Consider the following 18,320-nt stretch of genomic DNA (forward strand, 5'->3'; position numbering starts at 1 on the left):
AGCGAGAAACGACGTTTCGACGTCTGAAGCAGACTGCTCATCAAAGCGGCGAGAGGTGCATTGATCAACCAGATCGCGTGACAGAGAGGCGCTTGCATGTTGTGAAAGTTTGCCGCGGCCCAAATGATACCGATAACGCCAGGCTCCAGCTCTCAGCGCTCAAGTTCATTGCTCAAGGATGTGCGATGGCGATCCGCGTCGTGGGCCTGCATGCCGGAGGGGCTCCGCTCTGCGTGAAGCGCGGGCGATAAGGCGTCCATTCAGGTCACGGCAGACGCCTGATTGAATCGAAATAGGCGAGCCGGCTCGTGCGCACATGTTCGCGGCTCAAGCCCTGCTGCGCGTCTCGGCCACTCACGCTTGAGCTCCCGCCTCGCGAGGGTGCAAACGCTAGCGCTACTTTATCGGCTGTGTGATCAGGCAGCTGCTGCCTTCGGCGAACCGCACAGCCGCGATTGTCGGCGCCAGCGCGCAGCTGCCCGGCTGGACCTGCTCGCCCTCCACCATGGCCGCGCCCTCGCGAGGGATGACCAGCAGCGGGCCTGAATAGCGCGCAGCGGTCGCCGCATCGGGCTGACCATCTACCCGGTCCAGCCGGAAATGCGGGCCATCGACCAGCGCCACGTCGCCGCTGTCCGGCAGGTGGCGGCGGTTGGCCGGATCGTGCACGCCGGCCTGCGACACCGCCACGCCATCGTCCAAGTGCAGTTCGCGCGGGCGGCCGTAATCGTAGAGGCGGTAGGTGATGTCGCTGTTTTGCTGGATCTCGATGATCGACACCCCGCCGCCGATGGCGTGGACGGTGTTGGCGGGGATGTAGAAGAAGTCGCCCGGCTTCACCCGGTGCCAGATCATCAGCTGCTCGATCGAGCCATCCTCCGATGCGGCGCGCAGTTCCTCCGCCCCCAGCTGGTGGTTGAAGCCGATGCCCAGCGTCGCGCCTTCATCGGCGTCGATCACCAGCCAGCATTCCTCCTTGCCCTGCTTGCCGAGGCCCATGCCCTCCGTCTGCGTGTCGGAGGGATGCACCTGGATCGACAGCTTCTCGCTCGCGAAGATGTACTTCACCAGCAGCTGCGGCAGCTGCTCGGGCGGCTCGAACCAGATCTCGCCGATGCGCTTGCCGTCGGGTGCCGCGAACGGGGTGGGCAGCGTGTCCATGCCCCAGGGCTTCTCGACCATCTTCGTCGGCAGCAGCATCGATAACGTCCCTTGTATGCCCATCCCGCGTACTGGGTGCTCGAACCCGCTTGGTGTCGGGTCGGCGCTGGAGCGCGCGTTCTCGGGTTGCTTGCTATTTCCGCGAAGTCCTCATCATCGTTGAAAGCTCCGGGTGGAACCCGAGGCACGACGATGAGCTCTTCGGATGTGGTTAGCGGATTATGAGGTCGGACACCGCGCCCGAGACCTCCAAATTCGCCTGCTCCGGAGTACGGACCTGCGTTCCGTCGATGGCAAGATTTTCGATGAGAACGTTGCGAACCGCCGTCTCATCTGAAAGGCCGCGCAGGATGGACATGCTCGGCATGCCCTTGCCGGTGTAGCGCACGTTGCGGATCGTCACGCCATCGATCCCACGGCCTGGCGCCTTGTTGTAGCGCTGGTTGTTGCCCGCCACGATGTTGATCAGCTTGCCTTCCTCAATCCGGTCCACCCGAATGTCGTTGAAGGTGATGTTGCGGATCAGAGTGGAATCGCCGGAGAAGATAGCCATGGCCCCCTCCCAGTCCGGGTCGTCTTCATCCAGGTTCGCGATGTCGATGTTCTGGAAGGTGACATCTCGGATCGTGCGCGGATCTGCATTGTCGCCGAAGTGGCCGATGTAGAGCGCGTGCGCCACATCGACCCACAGGCGCAAGTCGCGCACATTGATGTCGAACGTGTCGCCGGGAGGGTTCGGATCCGCGATCCCGGTCCGCGCCGCGCGCTCCCGGCACAGCGGACAGTCTGCGACCGAGTAGACCACCACTGCATCATCGGACACACGAAGATAGCCCCCGTCCACCGTGACATGCCGCGAGGTCGAGATGTTGATGCCGTCGGACCACTTTCCGGACGTGAACCCCGTGATGTCGGCGACCTCGACATTCTCGGAATTGCGAATGTTGATGACCCGCGCCGCCGGCATCCTGTCAGAGTTCACGAGGATCAGATCGCTGATCCGGATGTTCTCTGCTCGCTCCAAGTCGATCGCCTGACCCGGATCCCATAGCATGCCCCTGCCCGCGATTGTCACGTCCCGGACATTGTCCAGGCGGAAGGCCCCGCGCATGACCGCGCCGCCTTCCATGTAGATCGTGTCGCCCGAGTTCACCGGAAAGGTATCGCTTCCTTCCGGCGGCACGTGTTGGCCGGGTCCGAAGTAGCGAACGTTCTCGCCCTCCGGCCGAGCCGCCGGCAAGGAACCGGCGAGAATGTGCAGATTGTGGAGGCGATCGTCATCGAACTGTAGGGAGAAGCTCTCGGGCTTGGTCAGTCTGAACCGCAGCACATTGCCGAATCGCTCTGGAGTGATCTCGCTGGAGAGCGGCGCAACGCTGACTTGAGTGAAGGTGCCATTGTTCACCAGCACCTCTACATCGACCTCTCCTTCAAAGTCGAAATAAACCATAGAGGCGTTCTGCTTCGTGTCGGTGTCAACACGCACGCTATATTCATAAAGGTCCTGCCATGGTTCTCCCGGCTGACGGACGCGAACTGTGTAAGCGTCGTTATGGGCCGAGTAGAGCAGTTCCCGCGCCACCGGGTACACCCGCAGTTCGCTATCGGACTGCGCGCTAGCCGTCGTCGTCAGGCCACAAGCGATTGGCGCCAAGATGCCAAGGTACCTGCTCTTCATGATCACTTCTTCCCTGAGCTAGCGCAAAGGCGCGGCGCAAGCCGCATGCGAATCGTGCGCATTGGGTTGGGCCGGAACGTCGGCCATGCGGAACCAGTCGAAGTCGGCATGGCCCACCGTGGTTGCTGAGTACGCCGGCGTACCGGCAGGGGCCTGCGCGAAGATCGCTAGTTGCGCCCCTACCCAGCGGCCCGGGCGGCTTTCGAACGAAGGCCCAAGCAGATGGAAGGTGACGCCATCAAGGCTGTACTCCATCGCCACCCTCGCATGACGCGAGCGGAGCATGGACGGCCACCACGGGCTAAAGCTTGGTTCCGGCTCAGCCACGGTGATCGGTGCAAGGGTAGCGCGCAGCCACAGGTCCTGTCCGGGCTGGACAGCCGGTCCCGTCACGATCTCGGCAGGCGCTTGAAGATGCGCATTGCGGCGAGTTTCGCGGGTCAGCAAGATCGCCTCGCCCTCCTTGCGCGCGCCGATCCAGCCATAGTTCATGCCAAACACCGCCAAGCCCGCGCGCTCTCCCTTCCTCAGCGGGCTGAAGCGCATCCGGGTGGTGGCCTGGAAGCGCTCGGCAGGCAGCTTGCGCGACAGCAGATTGCCCGCATCCCACAAGTTCTGTGGGGTTGCAGCCGAGCGTAGGCGAAGCCAGCCGTCAGGCCCATCATCGGAAAGCCAGTCGGCATTGGGGTTGGCCTGCCATTGCCAGGTCAGGTTATGACCCTCGTCGAACTCATCATCAATCTCGGGCGTGATCCGGGTCTGCGCCGGTGCCTGCGGCTTTCGGTAGCATAGTACCGGCTGCCCGATCCCGTCTCCGTCCGGATCCACGCCGATGACCGGCCAGCCATCCTGCCAGCTCATCGGCTCAAGATAGAGCCGGCGACCATAGCTATCCGTGTCCTGGAAGTGGAGGAACCAGTCCTCCCCTTGCGGCGTCCGCACCCAGCTGCCCTGATGCGGCCCGTTGATCTCGGTCGCCCCTTGGTCGAGCACGTTGCGCCCTTCCCACGGCCCTTCGATGGTCCTGGCGCGGAACACACCCTGCCACCCGCCCTTCACGCTGCCGGACGGCGCGAAGATCCAGTACCAACCGTCATGCTTGTACAGCTTCGGTCCCTCGGTAGTCTGCCAAGGGCGCTGGCCGATGCTGGTGGCCGGAGCGGGCAATTCGTCCGCTGCAATGATCCTGACAGGCTCGCCAACGGTGCGCGTGCCTTCGGAATCCAGCTGGCGCAACTCGATGACGTTCTGGAAACCGGCGCGGCTCTGCGCATAGGCATGGACGAGCCAGGCGCGGCCATCCTCTTCGAACAAAGGTGAGGGGTCGATCGCGCCCTTGGTGTCGCTCACCAGAATGGGATCCGACCACGGACCTGTTGGGTCGACCGCGCGCACCATCTGGATGCCATAATCTGGATCGGCCCAGTAGATGCGGAACTCGCCCGCATGATGCACCATGGCAGGCGCCCACACGCCGCCGCCGCGGCGCGGCGTCGTGAAATGACCCTCCGGCCGATTTCGCGGCAGGGCATGGCCGATGATGCGCCAGTTCACGAGATCGCGCGAATGAAGGATCGGCAAGCCCGGCGCGTTGGCGAAGGAGGAGGCGGTGAGGTAGTAATCATCGCCGACACGGATGACGTCAGGATCGGAATAGTCGCTTCCGACCACCGGATTAACATATGTGCCGTCGCCCTGATCGGCGACCCATGAAGGCAAGTCGTCGGCCATCGCAGCACCCGCCGACGGCAGGAGGGTGGCGGCGCAGGTGAGCGCAAGGCTGCCCAGGATGGTGCGGAAGCGCATGGCGAATTTGCTCCTCAGGCCTGCATGGCCGCCGCTCTGGCGAGCAGGAAGGCACCGACCAGGCCGGGGGGCTCGGCACATGCGGGCGGCAGGATGCGGCTCTGCAAGGCTTCTTCACTCGCGTCGGGGACATAGCCGCCCAGGCTTTTGGCCGCAGCGGCGCGGATCAGCGGAAACAGGCGTTCCTGCTGCATGACCCCGCCGCCGAAGACGACCGCGTCCGGCACCAAGGAAAGGATGAGCAGGGAAGCGAGTTCGCCCAGCGCGCTTGCCTGCGCTGTCCAGGCCGGATGGTCCAAGGGCAGGCCTGTCAGGCTTATGCCCCAGCGTGCCTGGATGGCCGGGCCGCTGGCGATCCCTTCCAGGCAATCACCATGGTATGGGCATACTCCGGCGAACTCACCCAAGCCGGTCGGTTGCCGAACACGGATATGTCCGATCTCGGGATGGCCGTACCCGGCAGAGGTGCGTCCTGCCACGGCGAACCCGACACCGATGCCAGTTCCCACAGTGACATAGGCCAATCGGCCGCAATCACGTTGTCGCGCTTCGGCTAGGGCTGCGACGTTGACGTCCGTGTCGATCGCGACCGGCACGTCGAACCGGCTGCCGAGCCGATGCGGCAGATCGACCCCGCTCCAGCCCGGCTTCGGGGTTGTCGTGATCCGGCCATAGCCGGGCAGTCGCCGGTCAAGTTGCAGCGGCCCGAAGCTGCCGATGCCGATCGCCGCGAACGACCCGTGCCGTTCGCTCGCTGCGGTGAAGAAGGCCTCTACCTCGCTCATGGTCGTTTCAACGTCACGGGTCGGGATGGTCGCCTGCTCGATCGAACCCTGCTCGGTTCCGACCGCACAGACGAACTTGGTGCCGCCCGCTTCGACTGCCGCGAACAGGCTCATGCCGGTTCGAAGATCAGCGCCTGACCACCCGAAGCGGCGAGGCTGAGTGTCATGGAACCGCCCGCCTCGACGATCTCGGTCGATGGCATCACCGGCGTCTGCCAGATCTGCGCCGCCGCCGGCCCGTCGGCGAAGCGCCGCACCCGCCAGCGCCCGGTCTGCAGGAAGCCGAGATCGATCACCAGGTCACGTGCCTGCTCGTTGGTGATCGCGCCTGCGAACCAGCGGCCATCGGCTGCCCTCCTGGCGACCGCGCAATGCTCGCCGATCGTGCCCGTCAGGGCCACCGTCTCGACCCAGGTCGTCGGGCATTCGTCGAAGAAGGCGAGCTCCGGCCAGTCGTCGCGATGGGCGTAGCGATCGGGCTTATCGTACCAGTAGAGCAGCGTCTGCGGACTGTAGTAGATCGCCAGCAGTGCCAGCTGATGCGCGTTGGTGGTCTTGTTCCGTGATTGCGCATAGCAGATCGTGTAGTCGAGCGGGCCCGACAGCATGCGGGTGAACGGCAGCGTGCAATTGTGCCCGGCGGTGGGGAACTGCTCATTGCCGCGCACGCCTTCCAGCGTGACGTAATTGGGCAGGGTCCGCTCCAAGCCGGCAGGGCGCAGATTGTCGTGCAGGTTGACCATCAGCTGGTGCCGGCCGCAGGTCTCGACCAGGTTCGTGATGAAGTCGACGTCCGACTGTCGCCCCTCCCACATGAAGCCGAACTTGATCCCGGCCACGCCCCATTCCTGGTACGTGCGGACGATCTGCTCAAGCTGCCGCATGGCCGGCACGCGGTCGACGTAGAGGATCATGCCGATCCCCTTGCCCTTGGCGTAGTCGATCACGCGCCGGATATCGATCTGCGGGATCGCGTAGCTAGCATCGCTCGGGTCGGTGCCGTCACCGTACCAATGCGCATCCCACAACACGTGGTCGAGCTTGCGCTTCTCGGCGAAGTCGATCGTCTCCAGCCCGGCCTGAGTGGTGTAGTCCCGGATCCGCATGGCGCGCCCGGGCCTGATCCACGACACGTCGCCCAGGCGGTTGGGCGTCGCCAGCGTGGGGATCAGGTCCTGCCGCTCGATCAGCTTGTGCAGCGAAGGGGCAACGATCACGACACGCCAAGGCGTATTCGACGGCGCCGGGACCGTGAACGATGTTTCCGGCGGAGTATCTCCCGGGCCCGAATAGCCTGTCGCGCGGCCCGGATATTGCATCAGGCGGGTGACGACGCCGCCCTCGTCGCTCCTGAACATGGTCCGCGGGTAATGCAGCCGGTCACTTTCGGAGATCAGCAGACCAGTCCCGTTGCGCAGCTCTACAGTCAGCGGACTGTCGGCGAGGCCGAGCGGATCGGAGCTCTGCGTGAGGTCCGGATGCGGCGCAGGTGCGATCCCCGTCTGGATGGTCCGCTGGAACACGCCCTCATCCCGGCTGCAATGCAGCACGCTCTCCGCCGGCAGCCGGAACGCGATCTCCTCACCCGCCAGCTCCAGCGCGTCGCCGGCCGCGGAGCGGATGGCGAACCGGATCGCCCCGCCGGCATCATAGGCCCGCACGATCAACGCGAAGCGGATCTGCCGGGCCGCGTCCTCCATCTCGACCGTAAGCTGCCCGCACGCTTCGGTCGAACTGGCGCGGATGCCGAACGGCGGGGTCCAGGTGCCGCGCAGGTCTTCAAGCTGCGTGTCCACCACCCGCGCCCCCCGACCCAGCCGGCCACCGTCGTGAAGCAGGAGTGCGACGGGCGAGCGCGCCACCACCTCCCGCCCGTCATACAGCATCGACCATGCCGGTTCGTCCGGGTGTAGCCTGACGACCACCCGCCCGTCAGGCGATACCGCCTCGGCCGCCCTCCCCGGCAGTTGTGCCAGGCTCGGCATTGCGGCCGCGCTGCCAAGGGAGATGATGGCAGAGCGGAGGAGATCACGACGCGATGGTTTCATAGCCAGTACGGCACCCACACTTGCCTCAGGCGGATCAGCGCCTCGAGGTAGAAATAATCGCCCCAGAGGCAGCACTCACCCACGCCGATGCGTTTGGGCATATGGTACACGCCGTCGGCGAGCAGCCCGTTGGACGTATCCAGCGCCGCCAGGTGCGCCCGGTCCAGCTGCTCCACCATCGCCCAGGCGATCCTGGCATACAGATCGCGGTGCGGATCGCCGAGCGGCAGGTGGCGCACGAGTTCAAGCAGACCGCAGGCCGCCACCGCCGCTGCCGAGGTGTCGTAGGGCTCGTCGCTTCCGCCATCGAAGATCAGGTCCCAGCGGGGGACCAGCGTCTCGTCGCACCGGTTGATGAAGTAGTTGGCCAACTTCTTGGCCAGCGCCACAAGCCGCTCCCGCCCGCTCAGCGCGTAGCCCAGGGTAAAGCCATAGATGCCCCAGGCCTGTCCGCGCGACCAGCAGCTGTCGTCGGCGAAGCCCTGATGCGTCGTACCGCGCAGGGGGGCACCGGTCTGCGTATCCATGTGAAATGTGTGAAAGGTCGAGCCATCGGGGCGCACCAGGTAACGCTCGGCCTGCGCCAGGTGGCGATCGGCCGCCTGACGATAGACCGCCCGGCCCGTCTCCCGGCTCGCCCAGTAGAGCAGCGGCAGGTTGAGATTGCAGTCCATGATCATGCGCCCGGACTCCGCCGGATCGGTCAGATCGCCCCATGCCTGGATCACGCCGGTCGTCGGGTCATACCGGCGCATCAGCAGGTCAGCCGCCAGCAGGCCCGCCACCCTTCCCGCCTCGCTGCCCGTCAGCTGCCAAGCGGCGCACGCCGAAGGGGTGTACAGGAACCCGAGGTCATGGTGAGCGACGTTGACCTCGCGGCGGGCGCGTTCGAGGAAGTCGGCGACCTGCAGCTCGGCAGCGGTCCGGTAATCCTGAGAGCCGGTGAGCTGCCAGCTCAGCCACAGGATCCCCGTCCAGAACCCGTTGGTCCATTCGCTGTTGTCCATGGCCGGGTACATCTGGCCTTCGCTCGAGGGCGCGGGAAAGCTCTGCCGGAAGTCGGGCAGGCTCCGCCCCACCCGCGCAATTGCGCGCGCTATCGCGCCCTCGATACCCTCCGCGGCAGGCATAGGAAGCTGCGCGAAAAGGGCTTGCTCGCGCAGCGGTTCGAAAACGATATTCGGCTGCATGTCAGACCACCTGCCCCGGCGCGAGTTCGGGCGTCAGCGGCGGCGCACCGCTTGTCTGCGCGGCTGCTGGCCTGGCGCTCTCCAGGGGACGCCCCGCCATGTCCGTACGGGGGGTGTGGGACAGGGCAAACCAAGATGCGATCCAGAACACCAGGGCGCCGCCCGCGATCATCAGGTACGTGGTCTGGTAGCCGAAAAGGTCGTACCCACGGCCGACGATCGGCGACAGGACCGCCAGGCCGAGCGAGTGCCCGAAGCTGACGCCCACCAGGTAAACGGTCGAGGCGAAGCGCGCATCGAAGTGGTAGGCGATGTAGCGGAAGATCGACACGATAAGGACGGGCAGCTCGAGCGAGTGGAGCATCTTCACCACGGAAATCGCCAGCGGCCCGTCAGCCACCGCCGATCCGCCGATCCGTACGATCATGATCGCCGTTGCCAGCATCAACCCGTTCTTGGCGCCGGTCTTCATGACCACCCAGGGCGCGATGATCAGCATCACCGCCTCCACGAAAATCTGCGCCGAATTTAAGTAGCCGAACATCTCGTTGCCGCGTTCCGGCGTCTCGAACATAGACGCGAAGTAGACCGGGAACTGCTGGTCGAACACGAGGTAGAGGTTCGTCACGCCCAGGATCAGCACCATGAACCGCCAGAATTGCGCCTGGCCCAGCACCGACAGCGCGCCGCGCGGCGTCACGGTGGCGGTCGCTTCTTCCTCGCCGGCATCGGGCGCGATACGCGCAGCCAGGATCAGCGGCAGGCACAGCAGGCCAGCGGCAGAAGCCAGGAAGAAGTTGATGCGCGGATCGATGTTATAGAGCTGGCCAGAGAACAGGGCGGCGGTCGCGAAGCCGAGCGATCCCCACAACCGGGCGCGGCTATACTCGAAACCATACCGCCGACCTACGCGATCGACATAGGACTCCAGCGCGAAACTGCCCGCGACGAAAGTCAGCCCGAGATAGAGGCCGCCGACCGCCGCACCGAGCAGCACGCTGACCTGCAGCAGCGGCGCGTAAACGAAGGCAAAGAAGAAGCCGCACAGCAGCACCATGATGCCGAGGAACAGCGGCACGTGGCGCTTGAGGCCGAACCGGTCAGAGAAGTAGCCATAAAGCGGCTGACAGACCATCGCGGCGATGAAGTTCGCCGAAAACACGGTTCCCACCTGCGCCCCGCTCAGGCCGATCGGTCCCTTCAGCCAGATCGCGAGGAAGGACATTGCGCCGGCTTGCGCGAAGAAGAACAGGAACAGAAAGGCGCTCAGCAGAATGTAGTTGCGCTTCGCCGCGTTGCCGCCGAGCGGAGCAGGCGCTCCGATGGCGGCACCGGACTGACCGACAAATGCCATATGCTCTCTCCCTAGCGCGTGCCCGTCGCCAGCAATCTTGCTTGTTTCGATATCGATATCAGCCAGCCAGACACCTTGCAAGTGGCCTGCGCATCGATAGGCCAGCTCTCCCCACGAAATTTGGCTAGTTACCGCGTATTTTGATAGTATGTATTGACTGATATCGTCATCACAGCTTCAAAGACGCGGTCGCAGCGTAAGCGACGCCCGCCTTCGGCGTATCGAGAGAACGCTGGCGATCCATCCGGGAGAATGCAGTGGCAACTGGAAACGGCACCAACGGTGCAGCGGATACGGGTGGAACTGCATCCAGCCGGCGGGCTTCGGTGACCGTGCATGACGTCGCCCGCCATGCAGGCGTATCGTCGATGACCGTGTCGCGCTTCGTCAACGGCGCGAATGTGCGCGCGGATTCGAAGCGCAAGATCGAGGCGGCGCTGAAGGAACTGCATTACGTGCCGAACCTCGCGGCGCGTGCCGCCCGCTCCGGATCGCACCGCCTCGGCATCCTGTTCAACAATCCGCGGTCTTCAAACCTGGGCGACTTCTTCATGGGCGCTTTCCGGCAGGCGGGAGAAGACGGTAACCAGCTGCTGATCGAGCCAGTGGCCGGTCATGCCGACCCGATCGACGCGGTGCGCAAGGTGCTCGATGCCGGGGTCGCTGGCATCATCCTGCCTCCGCCGTTGTGCGATTCGCTCGATGCGCTGGAACTGGTGTGGCAGGCCCGCGTCCACGCGCTCAGCTTCGCTACCGCCGATCCACGCTCGCACTCCTCGGCCGTGCTGATCAACGACTTCGAAGGCGCGCGCGCCATGACGCGAGCTTTGATCCAGCTCGGCCACAAACATATCGGCTTCGTGCGTGGCGACGTCACGCATTCCCCGGCTCTTCGGCGTGAGGAGGGCTTCCGCGCCGCAATGGCGGAAGCCGGTTATTCCACCAGGCCGGATTGGATCATGAGCGGTGATTTCAGCTACCGGTCAGGGCTGGAAGCCGCCACGGCGCTGCTCGCCCTTGAAGAGCGTCCCACTGCGATTTTCGCTAGCAATGACGACATGGCAGCGGCCGTCCTCGCCGTTGCGCTGGGTAACGGCCTCAGCATCCCCGCCGATGTCAGCGTCGCAGGCTTCGACGACACGCCGATCGCATCTTTGATGTGGCCGCAGCTCACCACCGTACACCAGCCGATTGCGGAGATGGCCGCTGCCGCCGTCGGAATGCTTGATCGATTGATCCGTGACCGTCGGTCCGAAGGTCTACCGCCGCATGAGCATCTCGTGGTGCCCTATGAGTTGAAGCTGCGCGAATCGACCGGCCCTGCGCCCCAGAAGGGGCGTTGATCGTGGCTCAAGCAGTGACGGGGTGGCGCCTCGCACCTCTGCTGCTCGCAGCCGCGCTGTTCCTGCCCAAGCCTGCCAGCGCCCAAGATTTGACGCTGCAAATACCAGCGGTGCCCAGCGGCGGTTGGTTCTGGAGCGCGGAGCGGGATGACTATACTGTCCGGGTCCGTCGGCCCGGCGGGCAATGGCAGGATCTCTACGAGTACAAGGTCCGCGTGGACAGTGACACCAAGAGCCTTGCGACCATGGTGTTCTTCAACAGCGATGGTCCGGTTGAGCTCTCGGTGCGCAAGAACAACGGCGCGGTCCACCAGGTTTCGGTTCGACCCTCCAGCCGCCAGGTTCCGGTGCGGATCGAAGGCGACATCGCCTACCTCACCCTCGCCGGCCCGACGAAGCTGTCGGTCGAGTTCGACGGCGACCGCCTGACCAATCTCCACGTCTTCGCCGGAGCGCTACGCCCAGAACCGCAGGCAGGCGCAGGCGTCCGAATTTTTGGCCCAGGTGTGCATGAGGCGGGCGAGGATCGCCTGTTCCACTTTGCTTCAGGCGAGACGGTTTACCTGGCGCCGGGTGCGATCCTCAATGGCGGGGTGATGATCGAGGGTGCCGACGATGTCCGCCTCATCGGCAACGGGCTCATCTACAATGCGCCCGATCACGGGATTACGATTAACAATAGTCGCGAGGTAGTCATCGACGGGCCAACGGTCGTGAACCCGTCGCACTACTCGCTGTCATGCGGCCAGTCGCGCGGCATCGAAGTGGCCGACCTGAAAGCGTTTAGCGAAGGCAGCTGGACTGACGGGATCGACATGATGGCCTGCTCGGACGTCGACATCGACGACGTCTTCCTCCGCAACTCCGACGACACGATCGCGATCTACGCAGGCCGCAAAGGCTTCACCGGCGACGCCCGCAACATCACCGTCAGCAACGCCGTGCTCTGGGCCGACATCGCGCACCCAATCCACCTCGGCATTCATGGCTCGGTCGGCGGGCAGGAGACGATCGAAGAGGTGACGTTCCGCAATATCGATGTGCTCGAACATGACGAGAATGATCGCGACTATCAGGGCGTGATGGCGATCAATGCCGGCGACAACAACATCGTCCGCAAGGTGCTGTTCGAGGATATTCGCGTCGATCGGGTCGAGGAGGGCCTGCCCTTCTTGTTGCGGGTGGTCTTCAACGAGAAGTACAGCCACACGCCGGGCCTAGGGATCAGCGACGTCACGCTGCGCAACATCCAGTTTCCCGAAATACAGGACCGCCGCGCCCTGATCGAGGGCTTCGCCGCCGACCGAGAGGTCAGCGACGTCCGCCTCGAAAACGTTACGATCGGCGACCGTCCCTTCACACGGGACGACCTGATGATCGGCGATCACGTCGGCGCCGTGACGATCCGCTAGCAGCACCGCAGCCGGATCGTGTCGCCTCCAGTATCGGGGTGCAGCGTCGCGCCGTTGACGGTCACTTGCGCTGCCTGACCCGGCAACCGCAGTGTGAGCGCCGTATTGTCCTGCCCCTGCACCCAGTACTCCGGCTGCGGCCCCGTGAAGCTGCCGATCAGATACCGCTTGGACAGGCTGTCCAGCCAGACCTCACCATCGCGCCGCAGATAGCTCCCGTTGGCGAGCAGCAGTCGCTCGATCGTGCCCGTGGCGGAGTAGGTAACGGCTACCATGTAGGCGTCCGTCTCCCAACCCATCACGGTAGCGATGCTGTTACGGTGCTTGACGCTGCCGTCCGCCGTCAGGTTCATGTAGACTTCGGTCACCCGCTCGCCGGCGCGCACGCGCACGCCGATCATGTTGGGCCCGGCCAGCCGCTCCAGCTCCACTGCCGGGCCGACTTCTTCCGGAAGAATGGCGGTGATCAGCTTCTGCCGCTGGGCCAGCTCGGCAGGCTCGAACCGATAGAAGGTCGTGCGCTCCTGCGGCGCATGGTCCTTGTATCCCTGCAAGGTGGTGAGCCGCACATTCTCCGGGTAGTCGGTCGGCAGCCCCGCATCCGGCAGCGAGGTGGGATAGATCGGCCGCACCTCGACCCGAGCGCCGCCATTCTCCACGTGGAGCGAGGTGCCTCGGCGCTGCACGGTGCCTTCAGCATGCAGCTGGAAGGCGAACTGCCCGGGCTCGCGCGCGAGCAGATCGTCATAGACCAGGATCACGCCGTCATCGAGCCACAGGAAATGCCGGAAGTTGCGCTCGAAATAGGCGGAGGTCGGCCCGGTCGCGTCAGCCATCAGGTATCGCATGCCCCCGCCCACCAGCATGTGAGGCAACGCACCAGTGAGGTGTGAGCCGCTGTAGGTATGCGCCTCTGGCTCGTTGCGACCGTTGAAGGTCGCGACGTTGTGGGCGATGCCCTGCCGGTAGTAGCTGTCATATTCGGGCGTGGCGTAGGACGAATTGCCGGAATCGATCAGCAGCGGCTTGCCATGATGATACAGGACGAACGATCCGGCATCGGCATGGTTGTGGTTCCAGGTGAAGCCCGACCGCACCGCCAGCATGGTCGCATCCTGCGCCCAGGAGCTGCGCATGGTAGCCCAGCCCATGTCTCGGTCCCACAACCAGGTCGGCAGGTCCGGCATCTCCCCCTTCCCGCCCTCTTCGGATGCTAGTGGCAGGTGGGCCAGGTAGCGAGGTTGCCGGCGCAAATCGCCGGCGCCGGCGAACGCATTCACGTACCACAAGTAGCGCGGCTGCCGGTCGCCCGTCAGCCACATATTGGCGGCCGTGCGCGCATACGACTTCTGGTGCCCCCCGTCGCCGAAGTTCACGCTGTATGGGCCGGTACTGGCCGGGTAGAGATTGTGGATCAGGAAATCGACCGCATTCGGCAGCAGGGGGATTGCCGCCGGCGCCTGCTCGAACGTCTCCTGCCACGCGATGCGGTAATTCAGGTAGGTGCCCACCGCCAGCTCGGCATAGTTCACCGATTCCGAAAAGGCCCCCTGCGCTCCGAAGGTGGCGATCTTGGATTCCAGCCGGTTGCCTGCGAAGGCCCACCATTCCGAACCCGCCTGGTCGAGCCGGTCGAGGTAGCGTAGCGCCTCGGGCGCGTCCCGGGCTACACCGATTAGCCCCGCGCCGGTGCCGAACACGATGTGCGCCCACCAATTGTGCCCCATCGTATCGAGCGTGTGGATACGCCGGCGTCCGTCTATCCAGTCGTTGAATACCGGCTGAACCCCGCGCTGCATGAACGATGCGATCAGCTGTTCACGCTCGGCCGGACTCAATGTGTCACGGATATTGGAATAGATCAGGCCGAACATCTCGGCCGTGGTCCCCATCTGCAGGTCTGAGTTCCACGGCGGATCGCGGCGCAGCAGCGGCGCATCGGTGACCCAGTTCTCCACGCCTGCCATCATGAACAGGATGTCGCGCAGCTTGGCAGCATAGCGCGCTTCGCCGGTCATTCGGTATGCGAGGATCAGCGGCTCCGCCTGTTCCGTGATCCGCCGCGGATGGCCGGTGATCGCCGCGGGGGTCTGCCCCAGCATAGTGTCGGCGTCTGCCAGCACCGCGCGCCAGCTGCGCCGCACCTCCGCATTCGTGGCAACCCGCTCGCGAAACTGCGCCATTGTCGCATCGTCAAACCCGAGCTGCCCGCCGCCCGCCTTGACGGTCAGATCCCGCGGCGCGATCACGCTCAATCCGGTGGGCGCCGCCATTTGCCCGCTCGCGGCTCCCGTCGGCGCCATAAGGACCATCGGAACGGTCAACAGCGGCAGAGCAAGCTTCATCATCATGCCAAGTACCTTGCGCCGTCATGAGAGAAAAAGCGGCTCCCGACGGTATCGCCGGGAGCCAGGAGGGGGACCTGAAAGCAAACCGGCGCCGTTTGGCCGGGAGCCTGCGACAACTCAGGAGCCGAAGCTGTAGCGGACCGATGCGCCGAACACCCGGCCGTTGGTGAAGTGCTGCCGCTCGATGGGCGTGGCGTAGCCGTTCGGCTCCCCGACATAGCGGTTAGGCGCGGTGTCGAGCAGGTTGGAGGCCTGCAGGTTGAGGCTCAAAGCCTCGGTCAGGTTCACGCCGATGGAGGCATCCAGCACCCCGAAGCCCTTGATATAGCGCCCGTCGATCGGATTGCCGGTCACGCCGAACAGGATGTGATCCGAACGCCAGGTATAGACCACCCGCGCTTGGATCAGATCGTCCTCGTACAACCCCGTCAGGGAGTAATTGTACTTGGACGTGAACGGCTGCTGCGTGACGATCTCCTGTCCGTTCAGCGTCACCGGCACCTCGGTATCGACATAGGTGAAGGAGGCGGAGGCGCCGAAGCCGTGGAGCGCGGGGGGGACGAAGTCGAAGTCGAAGAAAGTCTGCCCGGCGACCTCCACGCCCTTGGCGTTCCCGGCGCTAGCATTCACGTTGCGGGTGATCCGGTACTGCCCGGCCGGACACGAATTCAACACGCCGGTGGCAGGCGCCGGCGCCAGAGGCACCGTCTGGCACTCCTCGATGCCGGTGAAGAAGCCGTCGATCCACTTGTAGAAGCCGTTCACCGCCACATAGCTACCACCGGTGAAGTAATGCTCTAGCGCGATGTCCACGCTCTCGCCGACCTGTGGCCGCAGGTCGGGATTGCCTTGGGTGCCGAAGCCGGTGGTTTGGGTGACGATCACCTGAGGATTGAGGTTGGAGAAGCTCGGCCGGGTGAGGCCGCGGCCGTAGCCGAACCGCAGCAAGGTGTCGGGCGTCAGATTGTAGACTGCGTTGAAGCTCGGCAGCACGTTCGTGTAGTCGCTCGAACTCTCCACCGGCACGATGTCGCCGCTTGCGGTCCGCACTTGCCCGCGAGCGAAGATGTCGGTCCGCACCACCCGCACGCCGATATTGCCGCGCAGCCGGTCATCGAGCAGCGCGTAATCTGCCTCGGCATAAGCCGCGTAGGTGTCTTCCTTGAAGTACCGGCGCGAGATCAGGTTTTCGGCCAGCGAGTCTTCCGGCAGGATCCCCGCCTGGCTGAACCGCGCCCGGACATTGTCGCCCAGCAACGCCTGTGGGTCGAAGGTCAGGAACCCGCCCGCATAGCCGCCTTCGTGGTCCAGGAAATTATCCGGTGCGAGCGCCAGCAGGTCCTGGAACGCGGCTGCGCTGATGCGGTTGGATCCGTCGGCCGCAGGAGCCAAGCCGTTGGTCGTCAGTTGCCGGTCAAAGGTGTAGTTGCGGTAGCGGTCCGCCTGATAGGCATAACGCAAACCCGCTCTGATCGTGCGCAGTGGACCGTCCGGCAGCTCGTATTCCGCATCGAAGCGGGCGGCCAGGCCATCATCGTCGAAGGTCTGGTTAGTGCCGTTGCTGTAATTGTTGAACACGAAGTTCGCCGGGCTGCTGAGGTCAGGTCCCTCGAACTGCACTCCATGCGGCACCGCGGCGATATCGCGAGTAATGTTCCAGCTGAGACCGGCGACAGGGTCCAGGCGGACGGAGCGGTTATCCTGCGACTGAGAGGCATCGACGTAGGAGATGTCCGTGCTCAGCATCAGCCGGTCGGTGGGACGCCAGACGACATTAGCCGCGATGATCCCGGTCTCATACAGGCGGTGCTCGTCGCCGCCCTGGGTGAACAGGCCGGAATTCAGGAACGTGCCGCCGGCGATGCGCCGCCCGGCAACCAATTCGTTCGGCCCGCCATTGGCGTTCCGATTCGCCAGCCCTTCATCCACGGTGAAGGGGAGCGTGGACAGGTTCTGTACGTACGAACTGTTGCTGGTGACGATGAACTGGTAATCCTGGTCGTACAGGTACGAATTGTAGAGCCCGGTAAGGTTCACCTCCAGATTGCTGCTCGGCTCCCATTGCACGGCAATGTTGAGGCCCTTGCGGGTCCGCTCGTATGACTCAGTGAATACATTGTGCGTGTCGGTGACGGCGGTGAACAGCTCCCCGCGTTGCGCTTCCGACATCGCCAGCGCCTCGCCCAGCGAGACCGGCAGCAGGTAGCTGACATCGGCCCGGCCGACGTAAGCCCGGTTGAGACTGGGATTGGCGGCATATTCGGCGCTGTTGCCGCTGATAGCCCGGCGCAGGTTGAGCCCGCCATTGGCGGCGGTGCTGTCCCCGCGGTTGAAGCTCTGCTGATAGCTGCCGGCCACCAAGATGCCCAGTTCGCCTGCCGCGCCCAGATCGAACTTCTTGGAAATCAACCCGAAATATTCCGGCCGCACGTTCTCGGCCAGGTCGTTGTAGCGCAGGGTGGCGCCGGCCGCCCCCGCCAGATCGTCGCGGAAGTCGAGCGGCTTGCGAGTGCGGATGTTGATCAGCCCGCCAATGGCGCCTTCGATGTGTTCGGCGGTGGGGTTCTTGAACACGTCGAGGCCGGCGACGATACCCGGGATCGCGCCCTCGATATTGAATTCGCGGCTGCCGGCGGTGAAGAAGGCGCGCCCGTCGATGCGGGATGCGGTCAAGTTCGACAGTCCCCGGATGGTCAGCCCGCTGCCCTCGCCCACTGGCGAGGCGGTCTCGCCGCCAAACCGATAGCCCTGGACACCCGGGATACGCGTCAGTGTCTCGGCTACATTGGGATCAGGCAGCTTACCGATGTCGTCGGCCGTGATCGAGTCCACGACCTCCAGCGTGTTGCGCTTGGTCTGCGCCGCATTGGCCAGGCTTTCGCGCAAACCGGTGACGACGATCGCCTCGCCTTCCACCGTCGGCTCCCCCGCTGGCGTGCTTGCGGCCTGTCCATGTGCCGCACCGGTCATCCCGAACATGGTGGAACCCGCCAGGACGCCGGCCAAAACCTTGTATCGCCTAATCATCTTCAATCTCTCCCTTTGGGCCGCCTGCTCTTCGACAGTTCCGACCTGACTAATTGCAGCGTGGCTTTTGCAGACGCTGCGTTCTGCCTCGCCGTGACTCAGATCGCTTGCTTCGGAGATAAATCCATCTGGTATCGATAGCAACGCTGTTTTTGTCCGCTGTAGCGG

11 protein-coding genes are annotated in these 18,320 nt (G+C 64.5%); 2 read left to right on the top strand and 9 right to left on the bottom strand.

The features are described 5' to 3' along the window. Window positions 1–396 precede the first annotated feature (396 nt). From V5740_RS08780 to V5740_RS08810, 7 genes are all read right to left on the bottom strand, one after another. On the bottom strand, window positions 397–1,200 hold the full coding sequence (locus V5740_RS08780) for a class I mannose-6-phosphate isomerase (protein ID WP_347302107.1): 804 nt from the start codon (window positions 1,198–1,200) through the stop codon (window positions 397–399). Between the two features lie 172 nt (window positions 1,201–1,372). Continuing rightward, window positions 1,373–2,839 (bottom strand): glycosyl hydrolase family 28 protein, encoded by a 1,467-nt coding sequence (locus tag V5740_RS08785; protein ID WP_347302108.1) that lies wholly within the window; start codon window positions 2,837–2,839, stop codon window positions 1,373–1,375. A gap of 18 nt (window positions 2,840–2,857) precedes the next feature. Next, window positions 2,858–4,645 carry a glycoside hydrolase 43 family protein gene (locus V5740_RS08790; protein ID WP_347302109.1) on the bottom strand — a complete coding sequence of 596 codons (1,788 nt, stop codon included), beginning with the start codon at window positions 4,643–4,645 and terminating at the stop codon, window positions 2,858–2,860. 14 nt (window positions 4,646–4,659) lie between these two features. Beyond that, window positions 4,660–5,544, bottom strand: a complete 885-nt coding sequence (locus V5740_RS08795; protein WP_347302110.1) for an ROK family protein — start codon at window positions 5,542–5,544, stop codon at window positions 4,660–4,662. Then, complete coding sequence (locus V5740_RS08800; protein WP_347302111.1) at window positions 5,541–7,415, bottom strand: glycoside hydrolase family 97 catalytic domain-containing protein; 1,875 nt, start codon at window positions 7,413–7,415, stop codon at window positions 5,541–5,543. The genes V5740_RS08795 and V5740_RS08800 overlap by 4 nt, the downstream gene beginning before the upstream one ends. Before the next feature lie 59 nt (window positions 7,416–7,474). Continuing rightward, on the bottom strand, window positions 7,475–8,668 hold the full coding sequence (locus tag V5740_RS08805) for a glycoside hydrolase family 88 protein (RefSeq protein WP_347302112.1): 1,194 nt from the start codon (window positions 8,666–8,668) through the stop codon (window positions 7,475–7,477). Between the two features lies 1 nt (window position 8,669). Continuing rightward, window positions 8,670–10,022, bottom strand: a complete 1,353-nt coding sequence (locus V5740_RS08810; RefSeq protein WP_347302113.1) for an oligosaccharide MFS transporter — start codon at window positions 10,020–10,022, stop codon at window positions 8,670–8,672. Between the two features lie 332 nt (window positions 10,023–10,354). On the opposite strand from V5740_RS08810, the gene V5740_RS08815 reads away from it, so the two are divergent. Together V5740_RS08815 and V5740_RS08820 are read left to right on the top strand one after the other, a co-directional pair. Then, a complete protein-coding gene (locus tag V5740_RS08815) occupies window positions 10,355–11,365 on the top strand; it encodes a LacI family DNA-binding transcriptional regulator (protein WP_347304487.1) in 1,011 nt (336 codons plus the stop codon). Window positions 11,366–11,367: 2 nt separating this feature from the next. Further along, window positions 11,368–12,777, top strand: coding sequence for a glycosyl hydrolase family 28 protein (locus tag V5740_RS08820; protein WP_347302114.1), 1,410 nt, complete (start codon window positions 11,368–11,370; stop codon window positions 12,775–12,777). On the opposite strand, the gene V5740_RS08825 is transcribed toward V5740_RS08820, so the two are convergent. Beyond that, window positions 12,774–15,128, bottom strand: a complete 2,355-nt coding sequence (locus V5740_RS08825) for a heparinase II/III family protein (protein WP_347302115.1) — start codon at window positions 15,126–15,128, stop codon at window positions 12,774–12,776. The two genes, V5740_RS08820 and V5740_RS08825, sit on opposite strands and share 4 nt — an antisense overlap. A 114-nt stretch (window positions 15,129–15,242) precedes the next feature. Continuing rightward, window positions 15,243–18,152, bottom strand: coding sequence for a TonB-dependent receptor (locus V5740_RS08830; RefSeq protein WP_347302116.1), 2,910 nt, complete (start codon window positions 18,150–18,152; stop codon window positions 15,243–15,245). Between the last annotated feature and the right edge of the window lie 168 nt (window positions 18,153–18,320).

Source organism: Croceibacterium sp. TMG7-5b_MA50 (assembly GCF_039830145.1).
Lineage (GTDB): Bacteria > Pseudomonadota > Alphaproteobacteria > Sphingomonadales > Sphingomonadaceae > Croceibacterium.

What these genes read in the sequence shown, in the direction of transcription:
- V5740_RS08780 (WP_347302107.1), bottom strand. Translation starts at nt 1,200, where the DNA reads ATGCTGCTGCCGACGAAGATGGTCGAGAAGCCCTGGGGCATGGACACG.
- V5740_RS08785 (WP_347302108.1), bottom strand. Translation starts at nt 2,839, where the DNA reads ATGAAGAGCAGGTACCTTGGCATCTTGGCGCCAATCGCTTGTGGCCTG.
- V5740_RS08790 (WP_347302109.1), bottom strand. Translation starts at nt 4,645, where the DNA reads ATGCGCTTCCGCACCATCCTGGGCAGCCTTGCGCTCACCTGCGCCGCC.
- V5740_RS08795 (WP_347302110.1), bottom strand. Translation starts at nt 5,544, where the DNA reads ATGAGCCTGTTCGCGGCAGTCGAAGCGGGCGGCACCAAGTTCGTCTGT.
- V5740_RS08800 (WP_347302111.1), bottom strand. Translation starts at nt 7,415, where the DNA reads ATGCCGAGCCTGGCACAACTGCCGGGGAGGGCGGCCGAGGCGGTATCG.
- V5740_RS08805 (WP_347302112.1), bottom strand. Translation starts at nt 8,668, where the DNA reads ATGCAGCCGAATATCGTTTTCGAACCGCTGCGCGAGCAAGCCCTTTTC.
- V5740_RS08810 (WP_347302113.1), bottom strand. Translation starts at nt 10,022, where the DNA reads ATGGCATTTGTCGGTCAGTCCGGTGCCGCCATCGGAGCGCCTGCTCCG.
- V5740_RS08825 (WP_347302115.1), bottom strand. Translation starts at nt 15,128, where the DNA reads ATGATGATGAAGCTTGCTCTGCCGCTGTTGACCGTTCCGATGGTCCTT.
- V5740_RS08830 (WP_347302116.1), bottom strand. Translation starts at nt 18,152, where the DNA reads ATGATTAGGCGATACAAGGTTTTGGCCGGCGTCCTGGCGGGTTCCACC.